Here is a 12,745-nt window from a genome sequence, read left to right on the forward strand (position 1 = left end):
GTGGGCGGCCGCTCAGGCAGGCACGGCCCCGGCGCGCTAAACTAGGCGGCTCTCCGAGGAACCCCGATGTCCATCAAAGACCACCTGCGCGAGCTGGTCCTGCAGGCCCTGCTCGATCTCAAGCGCTCCGGCCAGATCACGCTGGACGGCGAACCCGCGTTCGCGATCGACCGCAGCAAGAACCCCCAGCACGGCGACTACGCCAGCAACGTGGCGATGCTGCTGGCAAAGCCCCTGGGCCGCAATCCGCGCGAACTGGCGCAGGCCATCGCCGCGTCCTTGCCGAAATCGCAGCACCTCGAACGCACCGATATCGCCGGCCCGGGCTTCATCAACTTCCACATCAATCAGGCCTGCCGCCTGAGCGTGCTGCGCCGCATCGCCGAGCAGGGCGAGCGCTACGGCTGGCAGCCGGAGGAATCGCGCGAGTCGGTCACGGTGGAGTTCGTCTCGGCCAACCCGAACGGCCCGCTGCATGTGGGCCACGGACGCGGCGCCGCGTTCGGCGCGAGCGTCGCCAACCTGCTGCAGGCCGCCGGACACACCGTGCAGCGCGAGTACTACGTCAACGACGCCGGCCGCCAGATGGACATCCTGTGCGTCAGCGTGTGGCTGCGCTACCTGGAGCTCGGCGGCGTCTCCGTGCGTTTTCCGGACAACGGCTACAAGGGCGACTACGTGGTCGACATCGCGCGCGCCCTGCGCGCGAAGGAAGGCGACCGCCTGCGCCGCACCATGATGGAGATCACCGCCGACCTCCCGCCGGACGAAAGCCAGGGCAGCGAGGCCGCGCCGGGCGACAAGGAAGCGCACGTCGACGCGCTCATCGCACGCGCCAAGGCGCTGCTCGGCGAGACCGACTATCGCCTGGTGTTCGACACCGGCCTGCAGTGGTGCCTGTCCGACATCCGCGAGGATCTCGCGCAGTTCGGCGTGCACCACGACACGTTCTTCTCCGAACGCTCGCTGATGACCGACGGCTACGTGCAGCGTGCCATCGACACCTTGCGCGAGCGTGGCCACCTGTACGACGACGGCGGTGCCACGTGGTTCCGCGCCACCGCCTTCGGCGACGACAAGGACCGCGTGGTGGTGCGCGAGAACGGCGTCACCACGTATTTCGCGTCGGATCTGGGCTACCTGCTGAGCAAGTTCGAGCGCGGCTTCGATCGGGCGATCTACATCCTCGGCGCGGACCACCACGGCTACATCGCGCGCCTGCGCGCGGCCGCGCAGGGTCTGGGTTTCGACCCGGCCCGCATCGAGATTCCGCTGGTCCAGTTCGCCATCCTGTACCGCGGCGAGACGCGGGTGCAGATGTCCACGCGCGCCGGCAGTTTCGTCACGCTGCGCGAACTGCGCCAGGAAGTGGGCACGGACGCTGCGCGTTACTTCTACATCATGCGCGGCAACGACCAGCACCTGGATTTCGATCTGGACTTGGCCAAGAGCCAGTCCAACGACAACCCGGTCTACTACGTGCAGTACGCGCACGCGCGCATCTGCGCGCTGATGCGCCAGCTGGCGGAAAAGCAGTGGAGCTACAACCGCAGCGCCGCCGACGCCGCACGCGCGCGCCTGACCGATCCGCAGGAGATCGCGCTGCTCGGCGAACTGCTGCGCTTCCCCGAGGTGGTGGAATCGGCCGCCACCAACCGCGCACCGCAGACCGTCGCCAACTACCTGCGCGAACTGGCCGCCGCGTTCCACAGCTACTACAACGCCACCGCCATCCTCGTGCCCGAGGAAGACCTGCGCAACGCGCGCCTGGGCCTGTGCCAGGGCATCCGGCAGGTGCTGGTCAACGGCCTTGCGCTGATCGGCGTGTCCGCCCCGGAGAAGATGTGATGGCGGCGCGGCGCGGAAAATCGCAGGCCAGGCGCGGCGGCGCGCAGGCGCGGCGCGTGCCGGGCTGGATCTGGCTGCTGGCCGGCCTGCTGCTGGGGCTGGCGCTGTCGGTGTTCGTGCTGATGCGCGAAGGCGGCGGCAACCGCGGCGTGCCGCGCCCCAATCCCGAAGCGCAGGCCCCGCGCGAGACCGAACGCACGCCGGCCGTGGCACCGCCGCCGGCGGTCGAGGACAAGCCGCGCAAGCCGCGCTACGACTTCTACACCGTGCTGCCGGGCAAGGAGGTGCTGGTGCCCGATTCGGAGCTGGCGCAGAAGGCGCGCGACGAAGCGGCAGCGCCGCCCACCGCGGCGGCGGCCAGCGAACGCTACGTGCTGCAGGCCGGTGCCTTCCGCGACACGCGCGACGCCGAAGCGCTCAAGGCGCGCGTCGCGCTGTCGGGCCTGGTGGCGCGCGTGGAAACCGCGCAGATCGACAACCGCCCGATCTACCGCGTCCGCCTCGGCCCGTACGCCTCGGCGCGCGAGCTCGAAGCGGCGAAGAAGCAGCTCGCCGACAACGGCATCAGCCAGACGATCGCGGTGCGGGAACCCAAGCCGTAACGCGACGACGCGCGGCGGCCCGGGCCGGGGATCGCGGTCAGCCGCCCTCGAAGCCGTCGGCAAAGAGCGCGTCGGGGCGGTCCACGTCGAGCGCGGTGAGCAGCGGTTCGGACTGCACCGGCGCACCGCCGCCTTCGACCTCGCCCTGCGCCACCGCGGTGTCGCCGAGCGCGCTCTGCGCCGCATCCGCGGCCGTCGCGACATACGCGGCGGACGTGCACGTGGCCGTCTGACCCGGCGCGATCGCCGCAGGGACGCACGCCACGTCTCCGTGCAGCGTGCTGTCGACCGCGACGGCCGCGAGATCCACCTCGCCGGTGTTCTCGACGGTGTAGACGTGGACGACGCTGTCGCCCTCGTCCACGAGACCGTCGCCGTCGGCGTCGTCCTGCAGCGTCATGGTCCCGGCCAGCGCAAGCGCGGGTTTCCCGGGCGCGCCGTCCACGGGGGTCTGCGCCTGTGCGCTGCCGGACACCGGACTGTCGTCGGGGGCCGACGCGTCGGCCTGCGCCACGTTGACGATGTCGACGCCGCCTCCGGCCTCGGCAGGCGTGACCGTGTGCGTGGCGCTGCCGCAGTCGGCCGTGGCGCCGGGATCGAGCGTGGTCGGCGTGCAGGTGGCCGGACCGGTGAGCGACGCGACGAGGACGACGTCGTGCACCCGCACGTTGCCCGTGTTGCGTACCGCGAAGGTGTAGACGATGTCCTCGCCCGCGCTCGCGGCGCCGCTCTCGTCGGCGTCGTCCAGCGTCGCGTCCAGCAGCACGTCCAGCCCGGACTGGCCCGGGGCCACGGACACTTCGGCGGCGTCGCTGTCGCCGACCTCGCCCGCCTCGGCGGTCTGCGCCACCGCCTGCGCCACGTTCACCAGCGCGATGCCCGCATCGATGTCGTCCTGCGTCACGGTGTACGTGTAGGCCGTGCAGGTGGCGGTGGCACCCGGCGCCAGCGTGGCGACGGGCGTGCACGCGAGCGGTTGCGGTGCACCGCCGCCGAAGCTGTCCTCCACCGCCAGATCGGTGACATCGCGCGAGCCGATGTTCTGCACCGACACGGCATAGGTGATGACGTCGCCGGCATCCGCCACGCCCGGCGTGCCGCCGTCGGTCGTGAGCGTGGCGGTCTTGGTCACCTCCACGTCACCCTGCGGCAGCGTGAACCGCTTCACCTGCCCGGCCAGCGTCGTGAGGTACAGATGCCCGGCCTCGTCCTCGCCGAAACCGACCACGGTGCCCTGGTTGTTGAGCCACGTGGCGCCGGTCCAGCTGCCGGCGGTCTCGCGCGCGTAGAACACGGTGGAAAAGTAGGCATCGGCGTAGAAGTACACGCCCTGCAGCGCAGTGTACGGGCCGCGGTAGCGGAAGCCGCCGGTGATCGAGACGCCCAAGTCGCGGCCGTAGGTCAGGATGGGATCGGTGGCGCCGGCGAGCGGGCAGTCGATGCCGGTGGAGCCGCGCTGGTTGAAGCCCTCGCACACCTTCCAGCCGAAGTTGAGGCCGCCGGCCGGCGGCACGAGATCCACTTCCTCGAACGTGCCCTGGCCCACGTCGCCGATGATCAGATCGTGCGTGTCGCGATCGAAGCTGAAGCGGTAGGGATTGCGCAGGCCATAGTGGTAGATCTCGTCGCAGGCCGCGGCGTTGCCGCCGGCGTCGCCGGCAAACGGGTTGTCGGCCGGAATGCCGTAGCGGCGGTTGGCGGGATCGGCGCCGCACAGGTCCGCGCCGGCGGGCGTGTCGGTGCTGTCCACGTCGATGCGCAGCATCTTGCCCAGCAGCGCGCGCGAGGCGGCCTGCCCCTGCGGCACGCCGGCCGGCGGGGTGCCGGTGAACGCGGCGTCGGCGATGCAGCTTGCGCTGTTGCTCATGGCGCCGGAGGTCAGCGCCTGGCCGCTTTCGCACGGATCGTTGCCCGAGCCGCCGTCGCCCAGGCCCACGTACAGATAGCCGTCGGCGCCGAAATGGATGTCGCCGCCGTTGTGGTTGGTGAAGGGCTGGAAGACGCGCAGGATTACGCGCGCCGACGCCGGATCGGCGACGTTCGCGTTGCCGGCGGACACGGTGTATTCGGTGACGACGCTGTTGCTGGCGCCATCGAGGTAGTAGACGTAGAACCTGCCGTTGATCGCATACAGCGGATGGAACGCAAGTCCGAGCAGGCCGCGTTCGTCGCCGCCGGTGGCGCCGACCACGGTGAATCCGAGCGGCGGGGAATCGGCCTGCAGGTTCAGGAACGGCGTCGCCAGCAGATCGCGTTCGTCGTCGAAGATGCGGATCTGTCCGGTGCGGACGATGGCGAACAGGCGATCGCTGCCGTCGCCGGCATGGCGCACGCCGACCACGCCCGGAAGGTTCTGGCCGGGATTGATCGTGACCAGCGCGAGGTCCGCAGGCAGCGGTTGCGCGCGAAGCGGCAGTGCGCCGAGCAGCAGCAGGAAGGCCCACAGGGCCGCGTGTGGGAATCGCATCGTTCTCTCCGTCCGTGTCGCTGGCCCCCGAGCCCTGCTTTATACCATCGCGGCGCAACGCAGCGTCGTGCGCAGTTCAATCGCGCTTGAGACGGATCAGGGCGGAGGTGTCCTCGTCGCCGCGGCCGGCGGCGACGAGTTCGGCGTAGTCCGCCAGTGCCTGGTCGATCACCGCATGGCGCACGCCGGCCGACTGCGCCATCGCCTGCACGATGCGCAGGTCCTTGAGCATGTGCGCGCACTTGAAGCCCGGGACGAACTCGTCGCGCAGCATCGTCGCGCCGCGTTTGTCGAGGAACCAGTTGGCCGCAGCGCCGGCGCCGAGCGTGGGAAGCAGCTTCGCCGGATCGAGCGCGAGCCGTTCGGCGAGCGCGAGGCCTTCGCACACGGCCTCGTTGATGCCCGCGACGAGGACCTGGTTCACCGCTTTCGCCGCCTGCCCGTCGCCGACGCCGCCAAGATGCGTGACCCGCGCCGCGTACGCATCGAGCGCGGGGCGGACACGGTCCACGTGCTCCGCAACGCCGCCCGCCATTACCGACAGCTTGCCGTTGCGCGCGCCTTCCACGCCGCCGGAGACCGGCGCATCGACGAAGCCGATGCCGCGTTCCCCGAGGCGTCGCGCCGCGTCGAGCGCGGTGGCGCGGGCCACGGTGGAGTGGTCCACCACGATGGCGCTCGGCTGCAGGACCGCGGCCAGCGCATCGACGTTCTGCAGCACGTCGGCATCGGCCGACACGCACAGCAGCACCACGTCGCAGCCGGAAAACGCCGCCGGCGCGGCCGCGCCGCGGACCTGCAGCTCGGTGGCCAGCGCCGTCGCCTTCGCCGCGCTGCGGTTGCCCACCACCGCGAGCAGGCCGCGCGAATGCAGGTGCCGCGCCATCGGCGCGCCCATTGCGCCGAGTCCGATGAAACCGCAACGCAGGATGGGCATGGCGAATCCGACGACAGCGCAACGACGCGCAGACCGCGATTTCACTCCGCGCCACGCCGCCGCGCAAGCGCCGCGGCGCGCGATATTGGCTTGCCCCACCCCGCGTGTCACAGTGTCGCGTCCGTTCCCACCCGCGCAGCGCATGGTCCCGCCCCGCCACTCCACGAGTTTCCGATGCTGACGCGCGGCTCGCTGCGCGTGCTGCAGATCGCGCGCGTGCTGCTGCGCTACCGCCTCGACGCACTGCTCGAAGGCACCCTGCTCGAACGCCGCCTGCGTCTGCTCAAGCCGTTCGTGCCGCGCGCGCGCGACGAGATCGCCAACCTGCCGCGCGGCGCGCGCATCCGCCTGGTGCTGCAGGAACTGGGACCGATCTTCGTCAAGTTCGGGCAGATCCTGTCCACCCGGCGCGACATCGTGCCGATGGACATCGCCGACGAGCTGACCCTGCTGCAGGACCGCGTCGCGCCGTTCGACGGCGACAGCGCGCGCCGGCTCGTGGAACAGGCGCTGGGCGCGCCGATCGCGCAGCTCTACGCGGACTTCGCGCTGGAGCCGCTGGCGTCCGCGTCGATCGCGCAGGTGCACGCCGCCACGCTGCCGGACGGGCGCGAGGTGGTGGTGAAAGTCCTGCGCCCCGGCATCGGCGGACGCATCGCCGGCGACATCGCATTGCTGCGCATCCTCGCCTCGCTCGCGCAGCGCCACCACCCGCGCGCGGACAAGATCCGCCCGCAGAGCGTGGTCGACGAAATCGAATCCACGCTGCACGCCGAACTCGACCTGCAGCGCGAGGGCGCGAACGCCAGCCTGCTGCGCCGCAACTGGCTCGCCAGCGACGACCTCTACGTGCCCGAAGTGTTCTGGAGCCACACCTCCGAAAGCGTGCTCACGCTCGAACGCGTGCGCGGCATCCCGAGCGACGACATCGCGAGCCTCGACGCCGCCAGCATCGATCGCCCCGCGCTCGCGGCGAAGGGCGTGCGCGTGTTCTACACCCAGGTATTCCGCGACAACTTCTTCCACGCCGACGCGCACGCCGGCAACATCTGGGTGGATCCGGCGCGGCGCGAGAACCCGCGTTTCATCGCGCTCGATTTCGGCATCATGGGCCAGCTCTCGGCGCAGGATCAGTACTACCTCGCCGAAAACTTCATGGCGATCTTCCAGCGCGACTACCGCCGCATCGCCGAACTGCACGTCGAGGCCGGCTGGATGCCCTCGCACATCCGCCTCGACGAACTCGAGGCCGCCGCGCGTTCGGTCTGCGAGCCGTACTTCACCCGGCCGCTGTCGGAAATCTCGCTCGGCGAAGTGCTGCTGAAGCTGTTCCGCACCGCGCAACGCTACGAACTCACCATCCAGCCGCAGCTGATCCTGCTGCAGAAGACCCTGCTCAGCATCGAGGGCGTCGGCCGCCGGCTCGATCCGAAGCTCGACATCTGGGCCGTGGCCCGGCCCGTGCTGGAACAGATCCTGCGCGAGCGCTACAGCCCGAAGCAGCTCGCGAAGGAGTTCCGCAAACGCCTGCCCGAACTCGTCACCCGCGCCCCGGACATGCCGCGCCTGATGCACGCCTGGCTGTCGCAGCAGGTCAGCGGCGAGCATCTGCTGCGCATGCGTTCGGACGATATCGCGGCCCTGGTCAGAATCGCGCGCGATGCGGAAAAGCGCATCGTCTGGGCGCTGGCCGGCACGGGCCTGCTGATCGGCAGCGTGTTGCTGGCGCTGTTCCACGACGGCGGCAGGAGCATGCTCGGCCTGCCGGTGGCGGCCTGGGCCACCGGCGCCGCGGCGCTGTTCGCCTTCGTCGCGGCGCGCCCGCGGTGACGGGCACCCGCCACACGTTTCACAAAATTTGACAACCGTCAAGCGACCCCTCTCACAGTTCGATCCAATCCCTCCCCGGCGCTCCGCGAACGCATTACACTGGTCTCGCCCCGCCGCGGACAGCAGCCGTGACCTCCTTCAACGCCGAACAGATCATCGACGCGCTCTCCGCCAGTCCCGCCGACCCGGAGCGCCGCAAGCACGCACTCGGCGTGGTCTACAACGAACTGGTCAAGATCGCGCGCGCCGAGCTCGCCAAGCACCGGCGCGGCGCCACGCTCGATACGCGCGGTCTGGTGAACGAGGCGTACCTCAAGCTGTTCGGCGGCTCGCCGCGGGTGTACGAGAACCGCAAGCACTTCTATGCGACGGCCGCCGTGGCGATGCGCCAGGTGGTCATCGATTACGCGCGCCAGCGCCTGGCCGAACGCCGCGGCGGCGGCAAGCGCGACCACGCCTCGCTCGAAGGCCTCGAAGGCGAACCGCTGGCGATCGACGCCGAGGCCGAGCGCCTGGTGCAGATCGACATGGCGCTCACGCGTCTGTCGCAGCTCGACGAACGCCTGGTGCAGATCGTCGAGATGCGGTTCTTCGGCGGGCTGGAAGTCACCGAAATCGCCGATCTGCTCGGCGTGTCGGAAGCCACGATCAAGCGCGACACGCGCGCCGCGCGCGCGTTCCTCGAACGCGAACTCGAACCGGACCTCTGATCGGCGCATGACCGCGCTGCCCGTGCTGTACCGCGACGACGTGCTCGCCGTGGTCGACAAGCCCGCGCGCCTGATGGCGCACGACAGCACGCTGGCACGCGGCGAAGACGACTTCGCGGCCGATCGCCTGCGCCAGCAGTTCGGCCGGCCGATCCATCTGGTCCATCGGCTCGATCGCGCCACCAGCGGCTGCCTGCTGCTGACCTTCGAACGCGAGGCCGCGAGCCGGCTCGGCGAACAGTTCATGGCGCGCGCGGTCGAGAAGACGTACCTCGCGGTGTGCCGCGGCTGGCCCGACGCCGCCGGCACGATCGAGCACGACCTCGACGGCGGTCCCGGCAAACCGCTGAAGAAGCCGGCGGTCACGCATTTCGAGCGCCTCGCCACCGGCGAGATGCAGGTACCGGCGGCGGGGTTCGAGACCTCGCGCTACGCGCTGCTCGCGTGCCGGCCGCAGACCGGCCGCTTCCGCCAGATCCGCCGGCATCTGAAGCACGTCCACCACCACCTGATCGGCGACACCAGCCACGGCGACGGGCGGCGCAATCGCGATTTCCGTGCCCTGGGCATCCACCGCATGCTGCTGCACGCGTGGACGCTGGCGTTCGAGCATCCGTCCGGCGGCGAACACCTGCGTATCCACGCACCGCTCGACGCGGAATTTCGCCGTGCGCTGGCGCTGTTCGGCTGGGCCGAACCGACGCCGACGTAAGCGGCGCTTTGCGCGCATGCTTGCGCCCCGGGCACAATGCCCGCCTGCGGGCCTGCCGTTCGCGTTCCGGACCATCACCGCACACCCACCATGACCACGCCTCCCGCGCCCACGCCGCCGTCCGCCCGCTCCGAGGGCGACGCCATCGGGCAGATCACCGCCATCCTTGCTGCGGCCGGCGAACCCGAACCGCTCGACCGGCTGCTGCCGCTGGTCTATGCGGACCTGCGCCGCCTGGCCCGTGCGCAGCGCCGCCAGATGGAGCCGGGCGAAACGCTCTCGACCACCGCGCTCGTCAACGAGGCCTATCTCAAGCTGCGCCGCGCCGATCATCCGGGACTCGCTGACCGCGTGCATTTCTTCTCGCTCGTGGCGCGCGCGATGCGGCAGATCCTCATCGACCACGCACGTTCGCGCCTCGCGGAGCAGCGCCGCATGCGCGAGGTGGAACGCGAACTGCGCGACCGCCCGCACGAGGACGCCGCCGAGCTCGCGCGCCTGCTCGAAATCGATTCGGCACTGGACGAACTGGAACAGCTCAATCCGCGCCTCGCGCAGGTGGTGCTGTACCGCTACTTCGCCGGCTATTCGGCGCAGGAAACCGCCGACCTGCTGGAGGTGACCGTGCGCACCGTCAACCGCGACTGGCACAAGGCGCGCACCTGGCTGACGCTGGCGCTGGAGGCGCGGCGCGACGGCGCCGCGCCCGACGCGTGAGCGCGCCGAGCCCCTCGCACGCGCACCGGACGCATTGACCGTGCCCACGGCCGCCATCGTCGCGCAGCTCGCCGCGCAGGGCTTCGCATTCGTCGAAGGCACGACGATGCAGCGCTGGCTGCGGCAGGCCGGTGCCCTGGCCGACTGGCCCGCGTTCGAGGCCAGCTGGGCCGATCTTGCGATGGACGAGTACATGGCCGACGGCGGACGCGACCGCCGCCGCCGCCACGCCGTGTTCTCGATCGCGCGCGACGGACGGATCACGCGCGAAGCGGACCAGCCGCACTGGCAAAGCCTGCACTACAACCCGCTCAACGGCGGCGTCGCGCGCTGGTTCGCGCCGGTGGCCGACGCGCTTGCCGGCGGCGACAGCCTCACCACCATCCTGCGCTGGTGCCACGCGCACTTCGGCGCATGGGCGCCGGACGTGCAGCGCTGGCGCGTGGAGGTGCACCAGTTCCGCATCGAAGCGGTGCCCGGCCGACCCGGCCGCCCGACGCCGGAGGGCATGCACCGCGACGGCGTCGACTACGTGCTGGTGCTGATGATCCGCCGCACCAACATCGCCGAAGGCACCACCACCATCCACGCACTCGATCGCACCCCGCTCGGCAGTTTCACCCTTGCCGAGCCGTTCGACGCAGCGCTCGTGGACGATGCGCGCGTGTACCACGGCGTCACCGCGGTGGAACCGGTCGACCCGTCGTTGCCGGCGTTCCGCGACGTGCTGGTGGTGACATTCCGGGCGGAGCGAGCAATGAGTGGAGAGGAGTGAGAAACGAGCAGAAGCTCGTGTTGGGGCTCTCACTCGTTTCCCACACCTATCCACTCTCCACTCGCTCTAGGCTCCGACCGCGCGCAGGCAGAACGCGCTGATCGCATCGACCAGCCGCTCCTTGTCGCGCACGCTCTTGCGGCTCGGTCCGATCGGGCCGACGAGGGCCTCGGTGAACGCACCGACGATGCACGCCGCCGCCGCGTCGAGGTTCTGCGCCGGGAATTCGCGCGCCGCCACGCCCTGTTTCAGCACCGCCTTGAACACCGCACCGAAACGCTTGCGGCAGCGGATGCGTTCGGCGTCCACCTCCGGATCGACGGGCTCGGCGATGAAGGCGTACGCAAGATTGGGGCCGGTCAACGCGCGCCGCACGAACGACGCCACCTGGTCGTGCAGGCGCGAACGCGCGTCGCGCGGTTCGGCCGCGATGCGCTTGAGGATCGCGATCTCGTAATCGACCGCCGCGGTCAGCACTTCGACGAACAACTCGGCCTTCGACGGAAAGTAGCGGTAGATCATGCCCGTCGACACGCCCGCCTCGGCCGCCACCGCCGCGATCTGCGCATTGCGGAAGCCGCCTTCGGCGATCTGCTTGCGCGTGGCGAGCAGGATCTTCTCGCGGTTGCTGGCGAGGCGTTCCTGCATCAGGCGGGTGCGGCGGTAGGCCATGGCGGGCTCGGCAAGACAGACGTGTGGCGGCGCAAACAAATGAACCGGAATTCACTTCTATGCGCGGATGCGGTAGGCTGACGGGGCAACAGCCGTGTTCAGGGTAGTCGAAGCGCGCGCCGACGTCATCGCCCCGCCGCTGCCGGAACCGCCACCGGATCACCGTCGCCGCGCCCGCGCGGGAGGAACGATGCAAGGCCTCAACTTCGACCTCGGCGAATCGATCGACATGCTGCGCGACGCCGTGCGCAGCTTCGCCGCGGCGGAAATCGCGCCACTGGCCGCGCAGGCCGACCACGACAACGCCTTTCCGAACCAGCTGTGGCCGAAGCTCGGCGAGATGGGTTTGCTCGGGCTCACCGTCGAGGAAGAATTCGGCGGCAGCGACATGGGTTACCTGGCGCACGTGGTGGCGATGGAGGAAGTCTCGCGCGCCTCGGGCGCCATCGGCCTGTCCTACGGCGCGCACTCCAATTTGTGCGTGAACCAGCTGCGCAAGAACGGCACGCCAGCGCAGAAGGCGCGGTATCTGCCGAAGCTTGTCTCGGGCGAACACGTCGGCGCGCTTGCGATGAGCGAACCGGGCGCCGGTTCGGACGTGGTGTCGATGCGGTTGCGCGCGGAACAACGTGGCGACCGTTTCGTGCTCAACGGCAACAAGATGTGGATCACCAACGGCCCGGACGCAGACACGCTCATCGTCTACGCCAAGACGGACGTGGCCGCAGGGTCCAAGGGCATCACCGCGTTCATCGTGGAGAAGACGTTCCCGGGATTTTCCACCGCGCAGAAGCTCGACAAGCTCGGCATGCGCGGCTCCAACACCTGCGAACTGGTGTTCCAGGATTGCGAAGTACCGGAAGAAAACGTGCTCGGCGGCGTCGACCGCGGCGTGCGCGTGCTGATGTCCGGGCTCGACTACGAACGCCTCGTGTTGTCCGGCGGCCCGCTCGGGTTGATGGCCGCCTGCCTCGACGTGGTGCTGCCCTACGTGCACGACCGCAAGCAGTTCGGCCGCAGCATCGGCGAGTTCCAGCTGATGCAGGGCAAGATCGCCGACATGTACGTCGGCTTCAATGCCTGCCGCGCCTACGTGTACGCGGTGGCGAAGGCGTGTGATCGCGGCGAGACCACGCGCAAGGATGCGGCCGGCGCGATCCTCTACGCGGCCGAAAAGGCGACGTGGATGGCCGGCCAGGCGATCCAGGCGCTCGGCGGCAACGGCTACATCAACGAATACCCGACCGGGCGCTTGTGGCGGGATGCGAAGTTGTACGAGATCGGTGCGGGCACGTCGGAGATCCGGCGCATGCTGATCGGTCGCGAGTTGTTCCAGCAGGCCGGCTGACGCTGGTTCCTTCTCCCCGCGGGAGAAGGTGCCCGACAGGGCGGATGAGGGCGCCACCTCTCACCCGCCCTCGACGCCAGACGAAACGTGGCGCCCTCATCCGCCTTCGGCACCTTCTCCCGCGGGG

The 12,745-nt window shown here is 70.0% G+C and carries 11 protein-coding genes; 8 read left to right on the top strand and 3 right to left on the bottom strand.

Features of this window, described 5'->3' with window-relative positions; all coding sequences use genetic code 11:
* Positions 1-66 precede the first annotated feature (66 nt).
* Positions 67-1,848, top strand: a complete 1,782-nt coding sequence (gene argS / locus HNQ52_RS05190) for an arginine--tRNA ligase (RefSeq protein WP_221281953.1) — start codon at positions 67-69, stop codon at positions 1,846-1,848.
* Positions 1,848-2,450 carry an SPOR domain-containing protein gene (locus HNQ52_RS05195; protein WP_183960063.1) on the top strand — a complete coding sequence of 201 codons (603 nt, stop codon included), beginning with the start codon at positions 1,848-1,850 and terminating at the stop codon, positions 2,448-2,450. Before argS ends, HNQ52_RS05195 begins: the two co-directional genes overlap by 1 nt.
* 37 nt (positions 2,451-2,487) lie before the next feature.
* Here the strand turns inward: HNQ52_RS05195 and HNQ52_RS05200 are convergent, their stop codons facing one another.
* On the bottom strand, positions 2,488-4,917 hold the full coding sequence (locus tag HNQ52_RS05200; RefSeq protein WP_183960064.1) for a DUF7507 domain-containing protein: 2,430 nt from the start codon (positions 4,915-4,917) through the stop codon (positions 2,488-2,490).
* Positions 4,918-4,993: 76 nt separating this feature from the next.
* Entirely contained in the window at positions 4,994-5,854 is an 861-nt protein-coding gene (locus HNQ52_RS05205; RefSeq protein WP_221281954.1) for an NAD(P)-dependent oxidoreductase, read from the bottom strand.
* Between the two features lie 174 nt (positions 5,855-6,028).
* Between HNQ52_RS05205 and ubiB the strand changes: the two genes are divergently transcribed.
* The 5 genes from ubiB (at position 6,029) to HNQ52_RS05230 (ending at position 10,598) form a co-directional block, all read left to right on the top strand.
* Positions 6,029-7,684 (top strand): ubiquinone biosynthesis regulatory protein kinase UbiB, encoded by a 1,656-nt coding sequence (gene ubiB, locus HNQ52_RS05210; protein WP_183960065.1) that lies wholly within the window; start codon positions 6,029-6,031, stop codon positions 7,682-7,684.
* 128 nt (positions 7,685-7,812) lie between these two features.
* A complete protein-coding gene (locus tag HNQ52_RS05215; protein WP_183960066.1) occupies positions 7,813-8,394 on the top strand; it encodes an ECF-type sigma factor in 582 nt (193 codons plus the stop codon).
* A gap of 7 nt (positions 8,395-8,401) precedes the next feature.
* On the top strand, positions 8,402-9,106 hold the full coding sequence (locus HNQ52_RS05220) for a pseudouridine synthase (protein ID WP_183960067.1): 705 nt from the start codon (positions 8,402-8,404) through the stop codon (positions 9,104-9,106).
* A gap of 90 nt (positions 9,107-9,196) precedes the next feature.
* Positions 9,197-9,823 carry an ECF-type sigma factor gene (locus HNQ52_RS05225; RefSeq protein ID WP_183960068.1) on the top strand — a complete coding sequence of 209 codons (627 nt, stop codon included), beginning with the start codon at positions 9,197-9,199 and terminating at the stop codon, positions 9,821-9,823.
* Between the two features lie 40 nt (positions 9,824-9,863).
* Positions 9,864-10,598: a 2OG-Fe dioxygenase family protein gene (locus tag HNQ52_RS05230; protein WP_343059225.1), complete on the top strand. Its 735-nt coding sequence runs from the start codon at positions 9,864-9,866 to the stop codon at positions 10,596-10,598.
* Between the two features lie 66 nt (positions 10,599-10,664).
* Here HNQ52_RS05230 and HNQ52_RS05235 read toward each other — a convergent pair whose 3' ends face one another.
* Positions 10,665-11,270, bottom strand: coding sequence for a TetR/AcrR family transcriptional regulator (locus HNQ52_RS05235; protein WP_183960069.1), 606 nt, complete (start codon positions 11,268-11,270; stop codon positions 10,665-10,667).
* A gap of 190 nt (positions 11,271-11,460) precedes the next feature.
* Here HNQ52_RS05235 and HNQ52_RS05240 point away from each other — a divergent pair, with 190 nt between their 5' ends.
* The gene (locus tag HNQ52_RS05240; RefSeq protein ID WP_183960070.1) at positions 11,461-12,618 is read left to right on the top strand and encodes an isovaleryl-CoA dehydrogenase; all 1,158 of its coding nucleotides are present in this window, start codon (positions 11,461-11,463) and stop codon (positions 12,616-12,618) included.
* Positions 12,619-12,745: the final 127 nt, after the last annotated feature.

Source organism: Chiayiivirga flava (genome assembly GCF_014202825.1).
GTDB classification, from domain to species: domain Bacteria; phylum Pseudomonadota; class Gammaproteobacteria; order Xanthomonadales; family Xanthomonadaceae; genus Chiayiivirga; species Chiayiivirga flava.

Bases quoted from the DNA above. Each gene is read 5' to 3' on its own strand.
- argS (WP_221281953.1), top strand. From the start codon at position 67: ATGTCCATCAAAGACCACCTGCGCGAGCTGGTCCTGCAGGCCCTGCTC.
- HNQ52_RS05195 (WP_183960063.1), top strand. From the start codon at position 1,848: ATGGCGGCGCGGCGCGGAAAATCGCAGGCCAGGCGCGGCGGCGCGCAG.
- HNQ52_RS05200 (WP_183960064.1), bottom strand. From the start codon at position 4,917: ATGCGATTCCCACACGCGGCCCTGTGGGCCTTCCTGCTGCTGCTCGGC.
- HNQ52_RS05205 (WP_221281954.1), bottom strand. From the start codon at position 5,854: ATGCCCATCCTGCGTTGCGGTTTCATCGGACTCGGCGCAATGGGCGCG.
- ubiB (WP_183960065.1), top strand. From the start codon at position 6,029: ATGCTGACGCGCGGCTCGCTGCGCGTGCTGCAGATCGCGCGCGTGCTG.
- HNQ52_RS05220 (WP_183960067.1), top strand. From the start codon at position 8,402: ATGACCGCGCTGCCCGTGCTGTACCGCGACGACGTGCTCGCCGTGGTC.
- HNQ52_RS05225 (WP_183960068.1), top strand. From the start codon at position 9,197: ATGACCACGCCTCCCGCGCCCACGCCGCCGTCCGCCCGCTCCGAGGGC.
- HNQ52_RS05235 (WP_183960069.1), bottom strand. From the start codon at position 11,270: ATGGCCTACCGCCGCACCCGCCTGATGCAGGAACGCCTCGCCAGCAAC.
- HNQ52_RS05240 (WP_183960070.1), top strand. From the start codon at position 11,461: ATGCAAGGCCTCAACTTCGACCTCGGCGAATCGATCGACATGCTGCGC.